The organism is Lactiplantibacillus garii, from assembly GCF_003885105.1.
Classification (GTDB): domain Bacteria; phylum Bacillota; class Bacilli; order Lactobacillales; family Lactobacillaceae; genus Lactiplantibacillus; species Lactiplantibacillus garii.
Window position 1 is genome coordinate 1 of the sequence record NZ_QWZQ01000055.1, and the last position, 16,250, is coordinate 16,250.

At 39.9% G+C, this 16,250-nt stretch carries 11 protein-coding genes, 5 pseudogenes and 1 other annotated feature; of the genes and pseudogenes, 8 read left to right on the plus strand and 8 right to left on the minus strand.

Features of this window, described 5'->3' with window-relative positions; translation table 11 throughout:
* Nucleotides 1-86: 86 nt before the first annotated feature.
* A pseudogene (locus D1831_RS12540) lies at nt 87-350 on the minus strand (MFS transporter); the annotation flags it as partial.
* 77 nt (nt 351-427) lie between these two features.
* Nucleotides 428-805, minus strand: coding sequence for a TOMM precursor leader peptide-binding protein (locus D1831_RS12545; RefSeq protein ID WP_041153629.1), 378 nt, complete (start codon nt 803-805; stop codon nt 428-430).
* 58 nt (nt 806-863) lie between these two features.
* Here D1831_RS12545 and D1831_RS12550 point away from each other — a divergent pair.
* Nucleotides 864-1,361: pseudogene (locus D1831_RS12550) on the plus strand (tyrosine-type recombinase/integrase); the annotation flags it as partial.
* Between the two features lie 8 nt (nt 1,362-1,369).
* Here the strand turns inward: D1831_RS12550 and D1831_RS12555 are convergent.
* From D1831_RS12555 to D1831_RS12565, 3 genes are all read right to left on the minus strand, one after another.
* Complete coding sequence (locus D1831_RS12555) at nt 1,370-2,074, minus strand: class I SAM-dependent methyltransferase (protein WP_041153628.1); 705 nt, start codon at nt 2,072-2,074, stop codon at nt 1,370-1,372.
* Nucleotides 2,075-2,288: 214 nt separating this feature from the next.
* Nucleotides 2,289-3,344: a Fic family protein gene (locus D1831_RS12560; RefSeq protein ID WP_041153627.1), complete on the minus strand. Its 1,056-nt coding sequence runs from the start codon at nt 3,342-3,344 to the stop codon at nt 2,289-2,291.
* Between the two features lie 171 nt (nt 3,345-3,515).
* Complete coding sequence (locus D1831_RS12565; protein WP_057717419.1) at nt 3,516-5,360, minus strand: MFS transporter; 1,845 nt, start codon at nt 5,358-5,360, stop codon at nt 3,516-3,518.
* A gap of 164 nt (nt 5,361-5,524) precedes the next feature.
* Between D1831_RS12565 and D1831_RS12570 the strand changes: the two genes are divergently transcribed.
* From D1831_RS12570 to D1831_RS12585, 3 genes and pseudogenes are all read left to right on the plus strand, one after another.
* Nucleotides 5,525-6,100 carry a TetR/AcrR family transcriptional regulator gene (locus D1831_RS12570; RefSeq protein WP_057717418.1) on the plus strand — a complete coding sequence of 192 codons (576 nt, stop codon included), beginning with the start codon at nt 5,525-5,527 and terminating at the stop codon, nt 6,098-6,100.
* 464 nt (nt 6,101-6,564) lie between these two features.
* Nucleotides 6,565-6,813: a binding site (T-box leader), on the plus strand.
* Nucleotides 6,814-6,879: 66 nt separating this feature from the next.
* Nucleotides 6,880-8,469, plus strand: coding sequence for an asparagine synthase B (gene asnB / locus D1831_RS12575; RefSeq protein ID WP_016366111.1), 1,590 nt, complete (start codon nt 6,880-6,882; stop codon nt 8,467-8,469).
* A gap of 340 nt (nt 8,470-8,809) precedes the next feature.
* A pseudogene (locus D1831_RS12585) lies at nt 8,810-9,355 on the plus strand (IS256 family transposase); the annotation flags it as partial.
* A gap of 369 nt (nt 9,356-9,724) precedes the next feature.
* On the opposite strand, the gene D1831_RS12595 reads toward D1831_RS12585, so the two are convergent.
* Nucleotides 9,725-10,735 carry a ketopantoate reductase family protein gene (locus D1831_RS12595; protein ID WP_065674384.1) on the minus strand — a complete coding sequence of 337 codons (1,011 nt, stop codon included), beginning with the start codon at nt 10,733-10,735 and terminating at the stop codon, nt 9,725-9,727.
* Between the two features lie 467 nt (nt 10,736-11,202).
* Nucleotides 11,203-11,328: pseudogene (locus D1831_RS14675) on the minus strand (M48 family metalloprotease); the annotation flags it as partial.
* 420 nt (nt 11,329-11,748) lie between these two features.
* On the opposite strand from D1831_RS14675, the pseudogene D1831_RS12610 reads away from it, so the two are divergent.
* The 3 genes and pseudogenes from D1831_RS12610 (at nt 11,749) to D1831_RS12620 (ending at nt 14,935) form a co-directional block, all read left to right on the plus strand.
* Nucleotides 11,749-12,317 (plus strand): annotated as a pseudogene (locus tag D1831_RS12610) (LOG family protein).
* A gap of 526 nt (nt 12,318-12,843) precedes the next feature.
* Entirely contained in the window at nt 12,844-13,863 is a 1,020-nt protein-coding gene (locus D1831_RS12615) for a ketopantoate reductase family protein (RefSeq protein WP_057717929.1), read from the plus strand.
* Nucleotides 13,864-13,912: 49 nt separating this feature from the next.
* On the plus strand, nt 13,913-14,935 hold the full coding sequence (locus D1831_RS12620) for a branched-chain amino acid aminotransferase (protein ID WP_057717930.1): 1,023 nt from the start codon (nt 13,913-13,915) through the stop codon (nt 14,933-14,935).
* Between the two features lie 73 nt (nt 14,936-15,008).
* On the opposite strand, the gene D1831_RS12625 is transcribed toward D1831_RS12620, so the two are convergent.
* The gene (locus D1831_RS12625) at nt 15,009-15,203 is read right to left on the minus strand and encodes an IS3 family transposase (protein WP_225422891.1); all 195 of its coding nucleotides are present in this window, start codon (nt 15,201-15,203) and stop codon (nt 15,009-15,011) included.
* 11 nt (nt 15,204-15,214) lie between these two features.
* Here D1831_RS12625 and D1831_RS12630 point away from each other — a divergent pair, with 11 nt between their 5' ends.
* The gene (locus D1831_RS12630; protein WP_125073239.1) at nt 15,215-16,141 is read left to right on the plus strand and encodes an RNA-binding domain-containing protein; all 927 of its coding nucleotides are present in this window, start codon (nt 15,215-15,217) and stop codon (nt 16,139-16,141) included.
* Nucleotides 16,142-16,250 lie beyond the last annotated feature (109 nt).

The following is a 16,250-nucleotide window of genomic DNA, read 5'->3' on the forward strand; positions in this document are numbered from 1 at the left end:
CTCAAATTCAAAATTTAGTCGTGGCATAGGAGAAAAAAGTCTCTATTTAAATTGTCTATTTTATTGACAGGGGACCATAAAGACATACTATAGATTAAAATTTTTTTGTGGTTGACCATATCAACAATATTTCCAATAGGAACAAGAAATAATAGACCAATTATTGGAGAAATTAACATATTCATTCCAAAGCTTAATGCTGACCTTGTTTGGTCAAGTAGCATTAAACCTAAACCAAAAGAAAACATCTTACCGCTTAAAGAGCTGATAAAATTACTAAGAAAATCCTTGCTGATTTGAATGTTTGATTCTCTATTGGTGATGATATTGTTGTTCTTATCACTTATAATTTTCAAATCTGGCCCTTCAATCTTTCAATATTCTAATACGAGGATTATTACACTGAGTTGATTAAAACGATTTACAATTAATTGTTCTTATCATAAGAATTGGTTTGGCAAACCTCGCAATTAGGATCCTTAGAAACTATTTCCCAGTCAATTTTTAATGTGTCTAGGTCAAGAAAACCCTTACGATTCAACATTAAAGGGGAGCCAATTCCTGTTATGACTCTGACGCCATCCCATGCCTGAATATTAGCAATTATACTTGATAAAAAGACAACAGCTCCAGAGCTTTTTCGAGTATTCAGAAGAATGTCAAAGTGATGATCTTTTAAATCATTCTTGTATTTTCGTTCAAAACAATTCCAACAAGCTCCTTGGAAGGGGATAATGGTCGGACCAATCAGACCTATATGGCCAGTATATCCTCCACCTATGATATGAGGCTTGTTAAGCTTCATGCATAAGCTTGCTCCTATCCTAGTATTTGGTACATAAATTTCTGAACAGTTGTGCCATAACTATACAGTTTTTCAAGTTGGTAAAGCAACCTTGTTACGGGTGAGCGATGTTATGAGGCTTCGTTGGACCGATGTCTTTAACGAAAATGGTAGCGTGCGTCAGAATGCGTTTATCCACGACCAAAAAATCGGCAAAGCTAACTTACTATACTTGAAACCTGCTCAAAATGACTTATTAGTCTATCAAGCTTGGCTGCAGGAAAATCATTTAATCTCTGACTGGTTGTTTCCTTCCCTCCAGCACCCAGAGCGCCATATCACGGAAAAACAGTTCTATAAAATCATGAGTAAGGTTGCCGATTTATTAGGGACTAATTATCTAGGGACTCATACCATGCGTAAAACAGGGGCATATCGCGTCTATACACAATCGAATTATAATATTGGCCTAGTCATGAACCTGTTAAATCATTCTAGCGAAACGATGACTTTAGCTTGTTTAGGATTGGATCAAGCTAGTCAAGAAACCATGCTGGATCAAATCGATTTTGGTTAGTAGCTTTTTTATTTGGTTGCTGTTATTACAAAAGTTGGAACCATCGGGGTACCCCACCAACCGTTATAGCCAGTATTTGCAATATTAACGTTTTGATATCCCAAGTCTTTAAGAATACGCACATATTTACTAGTTTCGTAGCCTATATCCATGATTACTAACTGACCTTTTTGTTTTTGAACCCTTGCTATGTTTACAAGCGCTGCTTTCCGTTTCTCAAATGGCTTAATATTATGCAGTACCAAACTAGATACAATCAGATCAAATTCATTATCGTTGAATGGCATGTTTAAGATATTAGCAGTTTTCAACTTTACCTTGTCAGCCAAATTACTATTTTCCATTATTTTTTGAGTAGCTGCAATTGAATTGCTTCCCTGATCCTTATTACTCCAGATATCAATTCCTATTATTTCGCTTATATTTGCTGCTTGTCTGTTAAATTGCAACATAAAGGCACCGTGACCACAGCCAGCGTCTAATATTTTACTGTCTTTTTTTAAATGAATACTGTTAACAATGGATTTCATTATTCTATACTTACCAATTATTGAAGTGTGCATGTATTTAAGCCCACACAAAACTAACACTAAGACCATAATGGCTGAAACGGTGTTAAAACCACTTATTAACATCATAATTCCAATAATTGAAGCTGGCCCAAAGAAAAAAACCAAGCCTATTGGTGCGTCCATCTCCCAAATACTTTTCATTAAAATCTCCTATATCAATGTATTTATTCTTTAAAGCATATCATTTTTGTTGCTAATGTAATCTTTAAACTTAGATTTCAAATCAAATCCATTTCCTATAACTAATCATCGTGATACTACATCATGAGTCACCAAAAGACTTCTTTCTGTAACTAAGAATGGATAAATTGTTCTCTTCACTTATAATATAGAGAACTAATTAGCGCTAAACATCTTAATTTTTCAAAATATATTTTGACGATCTTCCCTTGCCAATAAGTTTTATCCGCTGACTTTTCTTCAATTCACTAAGAGCTCGTTTAATTGTTATATCGCTGTATTGCGGGATCAGGGCCGTGAGCTCACTTCTAGACAAGGGTTTTAATTCTTGCGTTAATGTTGTAAGAATTAAATCCGTTGCCGACACTGGTTTGTCTTGTACCAGATTGAGCCGATCATTAAGATTGCGATATGCTTGCAAGATAACACCAAAAAAATAATCTAAAAAGGGCGCATAGTCATTCTGGTTATTTTGCCAATTTAAAGAACTCTGCTTGAGAACTTCATAATAGGACCGCTTGGTTTTCTCAATTAAATTTTCCAGACTGATGTACTTTCCAACGTTGAGTTGTGCTTGATACATTGTTAACAGCATTAACAATCTCGACATACGGCCGTTACCATCACGAAACGGGTGAATCGAAACAAAATCAAATATAAAGGCGCCTAATAAAATTAGTGGTGCAAAAGTTTGCTGATCAACTGCTAAATTATAATTGATACAAAGTTCCTGAACCAATTTCGGCGTTAAATACGCTGCAGGTGGTTGAAAACGGACTTCCTGCCTACCGTCCGCATATTCGGTAATGATTTGATTATCAGAATCTTTGAATTGACCACCCCAGGTGCTGTTGGTGTAGCTAAACAAACGTTTATGCAACGTTAAGATTGAACTGTTGTTAATCGGAATATATGCATATTGTTCATGAATTAAAGCCAATACGTCCCGATAACCTGCAATTTCTGCCTCACTGCGATTACGCGGGCTAATTTTTTGATGAACCAATTGTTTTAACCGAGTGTTACTGGTATAAATTCCTTCAATACGATTAGAAGCATCAGTACTCTGGACTTTAGCAACATTAACCAAGTGATCTAGGGCTTCTTTGTAGGTAATTGACGTAGCTGATAAACGACCTTTAAGTTCATAAATTTGGTTCAACTTGTCATTCATTGAAGAAGTTATTTCTAAATTATTTAAAGTTTTATAATCAAATTTTTTCAGGATCATCTCACTCCTTTCAGTATCATTTTACATCATTTGATACCGAAAATATACAAATGATACTGATAAAACAAATAGCATCTAAGAAACTACCTAAAAAGGCACCTCATATTCGAGGTACCTTTTTAGATTTAGCTTGTAATCCGTATCGAATTAAGTTACGAACAAGCCCACAGGTCAACTTTTTAAAGGCTTACGATCTGTCAACAAAGCAATCGGCGACAGAATCAAAACAATCACCGCTCCTACTAAGTAGGTATGACTGAAGGCCTGGCTGATTTGTCGATTCTTAGTATGCTTAATTTTTCTCAAAGCTGTCGTTAAAGCTTCTTTTTGTGCCAATTGTTTGAGACCTACTAACATTTTTTTCTGACCCTGGCTTATTTGCTGATTACCCAAATTAATTTTTTGAGAAGCTACTGACAGTTTAGATATAGCGGTATTTTGATTCTCTAACTTGGTTAAGGTAAGTGCTAGTTGCTGGTTGCCCGCTTTTAAGTTGTCAGTAGCTAGTGCTAACTTTTTCTGGGCTTGGTAGATCTGGTGAAGATCGGTTCCCTTTTGGGGCTGTGGTAAATCAACTTGAGATTTGGCCGCTTGTTTAAGGGCACGTCTTAGGTTTGTCTGTTTGTTTTTAGTTGTTAATTTGGCTGACCCAGTAGTGGAAAATAGGCTATTCAATTGTTGATGAGCCACTTTATTTACTTTGGGTGATAATTGCTGTCGATCAACAATTTGAATGGCATCTTGATGAATATGCTGCTTAGCTGTATTGACATTATTATCAAGGACCGTTACTAGAATTGCAATTCCTAAACAGGTGCCAATTTGACGCGCTGCGTTAACAATTCCCGAACCAATCCCACTTTTATTTTTGGGCAAATGCTTAACCGAGGCCACTAACGAAACCGAAGAGAACCCAAAACCAACACCGTTAATCACCAGAAAAGTAATGATAACAGCTTTAGGCGTGGTGGTGGTGATAAACGACAAGAGCAGTAAACTAGCTGCCATGACTAAGAGGCCAATCAAAGTAACCGGAACTGCGCCAACTTGATCAAATAACTTAGTTCCCAAAGGCATCGCTACCATGATTGTTAAGGAAACTGGAATAATAATTAGGGCTGCATGTAACGCTGTATCGTTCAGAACGTCTTGTAAAAAATAATTTAAAATCAGGGTGGGGCTAACTAACGCAAAGCCAGTTAAAAAGTAAACTAAACTAGAAGCAGTTAAAGTTTTTTCACGGAACAAATCTAATTCAAGTAGTGGGTGTTTGACTTTACTTTCGATAAAGATGAACAATCCAATAGCTAATACGCCGCCAATGAGTGTTCCTAAGATGATGCCCGATTGCCAACCATATTGGCGGCCTTCTAGTAGGCCAAAGGTTAAACCACCTAAGCCTAGTGTTAAAAGAATCGTTCCTGGTAAATCAATTCTCCCCGCCAAGGATTTGTCATATGATTCTCTTACCCCCATAGCTATAATTAGAAAAGCTACAATGGTTAAGGGGACATTAATGCCGAATACCCAGCGCCAAGAAGCATATTCAATAATCACGCCGCCAATCGGTGGCCCCCCGGCAGCGGCTAAAGCCGTTACCGCGCCCACAACGCTGGCAATTTTTGACATATGCGCTTTGCCAAATATTTCAATTCCCATTGGTAAGACAATCGGGGTGATAATGGCACCACCTAATCCTTGAAAAAATCGAAAAGCAATCAATTCTGGCAACGACGTTGCCAACATACAAGCCGCCGAAAAACCGCCAAATAAGGCTAATCCTAATAACATAATTTTTTTACGACCATAACGATCGGCAATCTTTGAACCAGTGATCATAAACACGGCTAAGGCTAACGTATAGATGGTGGCAACCCAACTTGTATCAGTTAGATTGGCATTGAAATGGGTCATAATTTTGGGTAAAGCAATGTTGACGATAGTACTGTCTAAGGTGCCCATAAACATCGCAATGGTTAACCCGATAAAACTGATAATTTTAGTAACTTTTGACATCTATCAAGCGCTCCTTTCGGTAACAGATGAATACAAAGGAAACATTTGTTACCTTTGTTTGCAGTCTTTAGTATAATTAGCCCTAAGCATTAAAACAATCCTTATTGGCTAAGTGCTACAGATTGCTATAATTTGTTACCGATAGTAGAGGAGATGTTAATAAAATGAACGGCAAGCAGCGTATGGTTGAGCAGTCTAAGCAATGGTTATGTGACGCCCTTATAAATTTAATGACGAAAGAGAACTTTCAGGATATTTCTATTACTGAAATTGCCCAAACCGCTGAATTATCGCGAAAAACGTTCTATCATTCTTTTAAAAATAAAGAAGCGGTCATTAATTACCTGTGTGATCAGTTGTTCGATCAGTACTTTGAACAATTACTCCAGCAGAAACCGCAGGTAGGGGAAATGATGCTAAAAACTACTTTTGACATTTTTTTAAATTTTTGGTGGCAAAAACGAGATTTAATTCAATTATTGATCCGACAAGGCTTATTTGATCATATGAATGAAATTTGGCAGCAAAAAGCAATCCCCCGTTATCAACAGTTTGCGGCTCCCTGGCATGTTCAGGGCACTCCTACCCAAGTGAATTATGTGATGGCTTTTCAACTAGGTGGTTTTACCAATATTCTACGCGTCTGGTTAGGCCAAGATCAGCCTGAGCCACCAGAACAAATTAAGGATTTAATGTTATTGGCTGCCCAACAATTAGCTGATAGTTTGAATACAAATTAGATTAGTTAGACAGAAATAATCGTAAATTGCAAGAACAAGTTAGCCAGTCGTTGAGGACAATCCCAGAACAGGCCGTTACCAAATAGAAGTTGTGGCGCTAGAGAGACGACCTATATATTGTCTACTGATGCTTGAGCGTATAAATAATCACCATAATTCAATTACATTGGTGCGTTTTTCGTCTACTTCTCGCCCCCGATGGGTGAATTAACCTCCCCTACTTGCTTTCTTTACCCATACTTTATTATAGAATCAATTATTAGCCGATTTATTAGAAAGGGTTAATAAGCTTCTTTGGGTGCGCTTTTGCACTTCCGAACCGGATCTGCACCCCGATTTGAGAAGTTCGTTCTTCACCCCGTTTTGGCCCCTTTTTTGGTCGGGGCGTGGCACTTTTTTCAAAAAAATCGCTTTAGGGGCTTGCCAACTTAAATAAAGTTCGCTAGAATTGGAAAAAATTAAATAAGAGAAAAATTAGAAAGACGAGTAGGTCGTTGATTTGTCCAGTGAGTCAGGGCTAGTGGAAACCTGACCAACCCTCTGCGATTGAATAACACTTTCGAAGATTACTAACCCAAATGCATTGCAAAGTAGGCTTAGTCGTGACCGGAACGTTACCACCGGATGAGTATGTTTGTACTCAATGAAAAGTGGGCTAGTAATACCCTAGCCAACTTGGGTGGTACCGCGGAAATAAGCCTTTCGTCCCTTGTCAAAAAAGCAAGGGGTGAAAGGCTTATTTTTTTCATCCACGGTTTAACCACAAAGGAGACTTTACAATGTGCGGATTTTTAGCTGTTGATTCTAAGGAATTTGATTTAACGACCTTTTGCGACGCCCTGGAGAAAAACGTTGACCGCGGCCCGGACATGACCGAAACCGTTGAAGAAGACGCGGTGATGTTTGGTTTCAACCGCCTGGCGATCATGGACCTGTCCGATGACGGGATGCAACCCTTCAAGGGCGAAGATTGCACCCTGGTCTGCAACGGGGAAATCTATAACTTCTTACAGCTCAAGGAGAACGTAAAAGACGACTTCAGCTTCCAAAGCTCTAGTGACTGCGAAGTTTTGATCCCGCTCTACCGTAAGTACGGGCTGGACACCATGTGCAAGATGCTCGACGCCGAGTTCGCCTTCGTCTTATACGACAAGGTGGCCAAGAAGGTCGTGGCCGGACGTGACCCGATCGGGATCCGGCCAATGTTTTACGGCTACACCAAGGAGAAGGGCGAAATCGCCTTTGGTTCCACGGCCAAGACCCTGATGGACTTGTGCGACCAAATCTTCCCGTTCCCACCGGGCCACTACTACGACGGCGAAAAGTTCGTTACCTACCGCGACCCGGCCATGGTTACCCGGATGCACACGCCGAGCTTTGAAGAAGCCACGACCGGCATCCGTGATTACCTGGTCAAGGGGGTGGAAAAGCGGCTCCACGCTGACGCTCCGGTGGGCTACCTGTTGTCCGGGGGCCTGGATTCTTCCCTGGTTTGCTCGATCGCATCTAAGTTAATGCCGGGCAAGAAGTTACGGACTTTTGCGATCGGGATGGACCGCAACCCGATCGATCTCAAGTACGCCCGCGAAGTTGCCGACTACTTAGGCACTGACCACACCGAATTCATCATGACTCGCGACGATGTTTTAGGGGCGCTGCGTAAGGTTATTTATACCCTGGAAACCTGGGACATTACGACCATCCGGGCCTCGATCGGAATGTACCTATTGTGCAAGAAGATCCACGAAACGACCGACCTGAAGGTGATCCTGACCGGGGAATGTTCCGACGAAATGTTTGGCTACAAGTACACCGACTACGCGCCAAACGCCGAGGCCTTCCAAAGCGAATCGATGAAGCGGGTTCGTGAACTGTACATGTACGACGTGCTGCGGGCCGACCGTTGCATCTCGGCTAACTCCCTTGAAGGCCGGGTGCCGTTTGCCGACCTCGACTTCGTGGAATACGTGATGTCCTTAGACCCGGACATGAAGATGAACCACTACGACAAGGGTAAGTACCTGTTGCGGATGGCCTTTGCCGGACAAGACTACTTGCCAGACGACATCTTGATGCGGGAAAAGGCGGCCTTCTCCGATGCCGTTGGTCACTCCCTGGTCGACGACTTAAAGGAATACGCCGACGCCAAGTACACGGATGAAGACGTGGCCAAGGCCAGCGAAAAGTACGCCTACAAGACGCCGTTTACCAAGGAATCCTTGCTCTACCGCGACATCTTTGAAGAATTCTTCCCGGGCAAGGCCGAATGGATCAAGGACTACTGGATGCCAAACAGCGACTGGGAAGGTTGCGACGTTGACGACCCATCCGCTCGCGTTCTCTCCAACTACGGGGACTCGGGCAAGTAGTGAGTGCGGACCAACCATAAGGCAGGCCGTGGGCTAAGGATAGGACAGGGGTTGATGCGGAACGCATCGTTCTCCGTCCGGACTTAGCCACTAGGCCTGCGGTTGGGGAGCACGTTATCGGAAGTGCGACTAACCTCCTCGACAGGCCGTATGGCTAAGTTAGAGATACCGCAAGGAACATTACATTCCTAAATCAAAGGGCGTCAGCGAGTTCATTAATTGAACCACTGGCGCCCTTTTCTATCTGTCCTTTTATTTGACCGGTCCGATAACCGGTTATGTCCGTATAATTGGTGTAAATTCTAAATAGGACTTTGTGAAATCTGAAAGGAACTTCATTATGCCAAAAGTTGAATTAAATTTAGAGGATGACGAATTAAAGGAGCTATTACTAGGTGATCGGGATAAGGCCATGCAATCAATTATGGCCAAGATCCTTGATGAAATTCTTAAGTCCGAAGCGACTGAGCAGATTAAAGCTAAGGCTTATGAACGTTCGGATGAGCGAACCAATTCACGGAATGGTTATCGGGTTCGTCAGCTTACCACACGAGTAGGAACACTTGAACTACACGTTCCTAAACTCCGTCATGGCAATTTTTCAACACAGCTGTTCAAACGCTACCAGCGTAGTGAGCAGGCCTTTGATTTGGCATTAATGGAAATGGTAATCCAAGGTGTTTCAACACGTAAAGTAGCTGAGATTACTAAGAAGTTATGTGGGACAACCTTTTCTAAAAGTACGGTCTCGGCTTTATGCAATAATTTGGACGACCAAGTGCTGGATTTTAACCGACGTCCCCTTACGCAAAAGTATGCTTTTGTGTATGCCGATGCAATTTTATTTAAGGTACACCGTGGTCACGTTGTCTCAGAAATCAGCTTACATCCAGTTTCCGTTAATGAAGAATCATGTTGCTGATCAAGATGATAATAACACCCGATTCATCATTTTTAAAAACCAACCAGCCAATTTGAATGAATTATCCAAACAACCCCTTGATACAAATCACTTTAAGGCCCCACTCTTCGTTACACCTTCCTTTAACGACCAACCGGGAACGCTATATAAGATATTAGGTTACTTTGCTAAGGCTAAGCTAAACTTAATTACCCTAATGTCTCTTCCAACCAAAACTGAGCTTGGTGTTTACTCGTTTTACATTGAAGTTTCCGGAACGCGCGATCAACAGGAGGAAATATTCGCAACGCTCAAAGAACTTGCTTCAACCTATCACGTTCACCTACTCGGTTTTTACGCTGTTTGAGCCGTTTGAGATTCAATTTCTGCCCGTTGCTTTTCAGCAGCTCGCCTTTTAGCTTCATTTTGTCGGTGATATTCTGCTAAATGAACCGCTTGGGTAACAAACAAGTGAGTCGCAGCTTCATAATGATATTTACGACCCAGGTTCGCGATGTAGCCATTAATATAATCAACTTCAGTTGGGCGATCCTTAATCATATCCTGATACATGGAAGGGTAATGAAGCGGCATATCAATTCGGGTATTATGATCCAAAGCTGCCATCTCTTCATCTCGGGTTGAAACCAAATGAATGCCGGCACGGGCACAAATGTCATAAGCTTCATCAATTAATTGACGACCCATTTGATAAGCCCCTTTGAAATTACCAAATTCACCCATCGGAATTTCAAACATTGTACAAATCGTATTGATAACAGAGTTAAAAATAACTTTTGTCATCAAAGTTCCAGTAAAGTCATTAGTTAAAGTTGGATTCATTTGAGCCTTCTTTAACTCATTGAATAGCTGATAGCACATGTCATCCGGCTTTTCATTCAACGGGCACATGTTCATCATACCGGCACCGCGTTTGCCCATAAAATCAACTTCACCGGGACCTGGTAGAACCGTGGCAATTAAAGCAGTGCCACCAATGATTTTGTCATCGGCAAAGTACTTCTGCAGTTTTTCAATGTGGCCCATCCCATTCATACAGGTAAAGGCATACTGACGATCATTAAAGAAGTGCTTGCAGCGTTTCAGGTAATCTTCCAACTGCATTTGCTTTGTGAAGAAAATCAGCATATCCGGATCATCATCATAAGTTTCAGGAGTTTCCAATTTAATCTTTGTCAGGTAGCGATCTTTATGATCCCGCATAACGTAGACGCCGCCCTGCTCACGGATTTTATCGATATGTGGTTGCCAAGTATCAATAAACGTGACATCATTGCCGGCCTCCTGCAGTAAAATTCCGTAACGTAACCCCATTGCACCTGCACCAATCATTGCGAACTTCATAAAAATCACTCTCCATTTTCTAATATATTTTTGACTAAAAAAAGCGCCCTTGATCTTTTTATAAGATCAAGGGCGCTTATGCGTGGTACCACCTTTATTCACGATCTGCTCACACAAATCGTCTCTTCGCGTACAGTCTAAAGACGACGATACGCTAGCACTTTAAGGGGTGCCCACCGTAAATACTCATTTCTTCGCATTTACTGCTTAGAGGTTACTTTCACCTAACGCCTCATTATCCCTTCTCACTTAACGGGACTCCCTGAAATGATTTCGCAAAGTTACTCTCCTCATCGCTGCATTTCTTTCAATCAAATTTTAATGTGCCTTTAATTTAACCCATGAAATTTTAACTGTCAACATAATTTTTAAAAATAATCATTTTTAGTCGGCCTTTAATATAAAAAGATCCCGTTAAATGCCAAGGAAATTAACATTTTAACGAGATTATTTTTCAAAAAATAAATTTAATTTTCACCCAACAACCGTTTTAGACGAGCAATTCGTTCATTCAAAGGTGGGTGCGTATCAAACATTTTAACTAAAAACGGCGTGCGTCCTTGTTTCGTTACCGGTTCATTGATGTAAAGAGCTGGATGTAAGCTGATTCCTGAGACAACTTTTAAGAAGAATGCTCCCTTATCTCCAGATCAAATTAGCAAAGCTTTAAGCAGGGCATTGAAAGAGATTGCTATTCAAGTTGATATGAAATAGTTAAAAAATACCATACGTTCAGGGTTTCTAACTGACATTTAGCCTCTATAACTATATCAGAGTGATATTTGTAATCAGTAGATGTTTTTAGTGTGCTAATAATTAGCGTATTTTTTCTCATTTCAACACGATAATTAACATGGACTTGGCAAAAGAAGAGAATAAGCAAGAAGAAAATGTGCCACAACTTAAAAGATATGAAGTCTTTTTTTATATAAGCATAAAGTGTCATCTGCTTATCACTGGTGCTAGAATCGAAAAAACAAAGTTATAATTCATACAAGGATGGTCCCTAACAAATGAAACGAATTGCAGTATATTGTGGTGCCGCCATGGGAAATGATCAAGCTTATCAAACGGCTACTATTACACTGGCACATTACCTAGCCACTCACAATCTAGAACTTGTATATGGCGGTGGCGGGGTTGGTTTGATGGGCTTATTAGCCAATGAGGTCCTTGATGCTGGTGGTCGTGTACAGGGTATCATGCCAAAAGAACCTTATGAACGTAGTGCCGCTTTCCCAAGGCTAACTAATCTAAAGATTGTGGATAATATGGCTATCCGCAAGGCAACGATGCTAACCCTATCTGATGCCTGCATTGCGCTACCAGGTGGCCCTGGTACACTCGAAGAAATTTCTGAAGCTTTTTCATGGGCACGCATCGGCGATAATCCTAACCCTTGCATTTTTTCAATGTCAATGGCTATTATGATCCTTTGCAAACCATGTTTGATAATATGACTGAGAAGGGTTTTCTAACAGTTGAAGATCGTGAAAAACTACTTTTTTCCGACTCACTAGATGAAATTTTCAAATTTATTGCAGATTATCAACCACCAAAAATCAGAACATATGTCAAATAACCAATAAAATAAATTTATTTTTCAATATATAGTTGACAAAACATCCCTAAACGCGTTAATCTCTTATTAAATTAAATTATGATTAAAAAGCAATAAGGAGAATTTTACCTTTCGCTGTGTTTAGAGAGTCGCTGTTTGGTGAAAAGCGATACACAAAAATTGATAATGATCATCTCTCAGCTGTGTTGTGAACATCAATTGATTATTAAACAGCATTGGGGACACCCATTATCGTGTGAACGTCTAGTAATTTTGCTGTACGTGAGATGTTTTTAAAACAATTAAGGTGGTACCGTGCTAATGCGCCCTTAACTTTGACCAGGAATTTGATCAAAGTTAAGGGCTTTTTTCATAACAATTTGTAAAACTTGGGAGGTGATGTCTTATAGAATCCGATATTAGTCATTTAATAAATAATAATTCGACAATCAATCATCTATTTAGCCATAACAATAAGACAGACGCCTCATATGGATAATTTGTCCAACTTTTATGGCTAATCAGTCGCAGAAAGAAGGCAATAAGAATGAAATATGCAGTATTAGGATCAGGTGCAATGGGATTGCGGTTTGGTGTCCTACTACAAGAAGCCGGTTTTGAAGTGGATTTTGTAGATACATGGGATAAACAACTTAGTACCATTCGGTCACAACATGGCGTTTATGTCTCCCGTGACGGGCAAAATAAACACCTCGTACCAATCAACGTATACTCTCCCGAAGAATATGACGGACGTGCAGACATTCAGATTGTCTTTACCAAGCAGTATATGCTAGCTGAACTTTTGGATCGCTGCGCACATTTCTTTAATGACAAGCACTATGCGCTAACTTGTATGAACGGCATGGGACATATTGAAAAATTGAATCAGTACTTCGCTCCCGAACACGTTATTGGTGGTACAGCCATGATTGGTACCGTGCTAAACAAAGCAGGCGATGTGGATTTCATTGGTCAAAAAGGTGCTGGATCAGTTAACTTTGCGAATCAAACTGAACAACCAGATGACGTCACCCAGGAAGTAGTTGCTGATTTTAAGGTAGCTGGTATGAATCCAACATTAACAACTAATTTTAATGGGACTTTAATGGCCAAGGTTGTTTTCAATTCAGTGGTCAATACGCTTTGCACAATGTTTAAAGTCCGCATGGGTGAATTCATCCAGGCGCCAACAACACGTGCGTTATCTATCCAGTTAATTGACGAAGCTTATGATGTTTGTGAACGTGCTGGTATTAAATTATTAACTTCGCGCCAAGAAGAATGGCAGCAAGTGGTCACCGTTAGTCAGACCGGTAACCCCTTGCACTTCCCTTCGATGTACCAGGATCTATCAAATGGTCGTGAAACCGAAGTGGATTATATCAATGGCTATATCTATGATTTAGGCAAAAAGTATAACTACGAAGCATCTACCCACAATTTCTTACGTCATCTGGTTCATCTCACTGAATTTACAGATAAGTTTGATGTCAATGGCTTTATTAATCAAGTTCTTGAAGATGATAAAGCTAGTGAGCAAAAAGTTGCCGCAGTTTCACAGTAAACATATTACAATTTAATCAATCAATTTATTATCACGAGGAGAATGTATCATGAAAGAAAAAGTTGAAAACTTGGATTGGAACAATTTAGGATTTGAATATCACGATTTGCCCTATGACTTTGAGGCAAAGTACAAAGATGGTGAGTGGCAACCAGGTGAGTTGACGACTCGTTCAACCGTCGAATTATCAGTTGCTGCCGAAGTGCTCCACTATGGCCAAGAAGTTTTTGAAGGCCTAAAAGCTTATCGTCGTAAGGATGGTAAGATCAATCTATTCCGTCCCGAATTGAATGCTGAACGCATGGTTGATTCTGCTCAACGTATGATGATGGTTCCTTATCCAGTTGATGCTTTTGTTGATGCCGTTAAGCAAGTTGTGAAGGCTAATGAAGAATTTGTCCCACCATACGGTACAGGTGCTTCTCTCTACCTACGACCATTTATGATTGGAACAAGTAGTGTCGTTGGTGTGACGCCAGCAACCGAATATACCTTCCACATTTATGCAACACCCGTTGGTGCTTATGTAAATGGTCTAAACCCTTCACCATATACTGTAAGCGAATATGACCGTGCTGCATATGCTGGTACCGGTCAAGCAAAGACCTCAGGAAATTATGCAAGTAGCTTATTCTCTTCAGCAAAAGCTCATCAAGAAGGTTACGCTGATTGCTTATTCTTAGACCCTCGTGAACACAAGTATGTTGATGAATTTGGTGGTGCCAACTTCTTTGGTATCACTAAAGAAGGTCAATTTGTAACCCCCAAGTCAGAATCAATTTTGCCTTCAATCACCAAGCGTTCTCTACTACAATTGGCTAAAGATCAAGGATTAGATCCAGTTGAACGCCCAGTACCATTTGATGAAGTCGATCAATTTGCTGAAGCTGGCGCTATGGGAACAGCCGCTGTTATTTCTCCTGTTGGTTCGTTAACTTATGAAGGTAAAAAGCATGTCTTCTACAGCGAAACTGAAGCTGGACCAGTGACGACGAAACTATACAACGAATTAGTTGGTATCCAATATGGTGACCGTCCTGATCCATACAACTGGACACAAACGGTTGACTAATTAATTTATCATTACAAAAAACAACTGAGCTCACTATGAGTCTGAAGTGAACCCACAAAGTTGGACAACTTAATTAAGCTATTAGTTGATTGGCAAGTTCTCGGTATTTTACCGGTGACTTGCCTTTTAGTTTTGTTCTGATTCTGCGATTATTGTAAAATTCAATCCACTCAGTCATCGCTTGTGCAAGACTTTCTGGATTTTCGAAGTGTTCATCCATCATCTCTGATTTCATGAGATGAAAAATGTTAAGTAATAGAGACACCATAGCCTTTCCCAATGGAAAGCCAAACCATAGAATACAAAGAAGAATTCACAGAGAAATTAAAAAAAGAAATTACTGGCTTTTTAAATGGTGAGGAGACTGCGTATATATACTTAGGCGTTGATGATGATACCAGAAAAATCATCAGAACATTTAATGATGAGGAGAAACATAAATATGAAGAAATCATCAGTAATTGGGCTAGTACTTCCTTTTACCCATCGGCAGTTAATCTAATAAAAGTTCATACCGATAACGAGCCCCTTTGCATTGAAGTGATCCCCGGAAAACTAACTCCATATCAACTAAAGAAAAAAAGTAATTTGTATACGTATGTCAGAAACAATTCTTTAACTGAACCAGCATCTGCGGAAAGTATTAAAAAATTAATTAATAAGAGTAACTTAGACGCCTTTGATGAACAGACTTCTGATATACAGCAACTTAATTTTAGTTACTTAGAAGAAAAATTTAATGCTGTTCATAAGAAATTTAATCCGCAGAAATTATCTGGATTTTTGAGCAAAGATCAAAGGTATTCTAATACAGCATTGCTATTAAGTGAAGAAAATCCATATTCAGCAACCGTTGCTATTTTTGGCAGTGAAAAAACACTAGAATCCTTAGAAGATAGTAGACGGTTCCAAGGGTCTATATTTAATCAAATTGATAAAATGCTAGAATACATTAATTTAAATAACCATACACATTCAGAAATTACAGGAAATCCACAAAGAAAAGATAAAAGAGATTTCCCACCAGTAGCGATTAGGGAGGGTCTAATAAATGCTTTTGCGCACCGCTCCTATATAGATTGTGGACCTATACAGATAAAAATATATAGTGATAGAATTGAAATTTTATCCCCTGGATCCTTACCTGGAGGATTAACTGTTGGAGATGTGTTAGCAGGCAGAAATTATCTGGTCCCCTGTCAATAAAATAGACAATTTAAATAGAGACTTTTTTGTCCTATGCCACGACTAAATTTTGAATTTGAGTTTGATACTCATCTTCAAGTTGCTTTGGTGATTTGAATCCACAGTGACT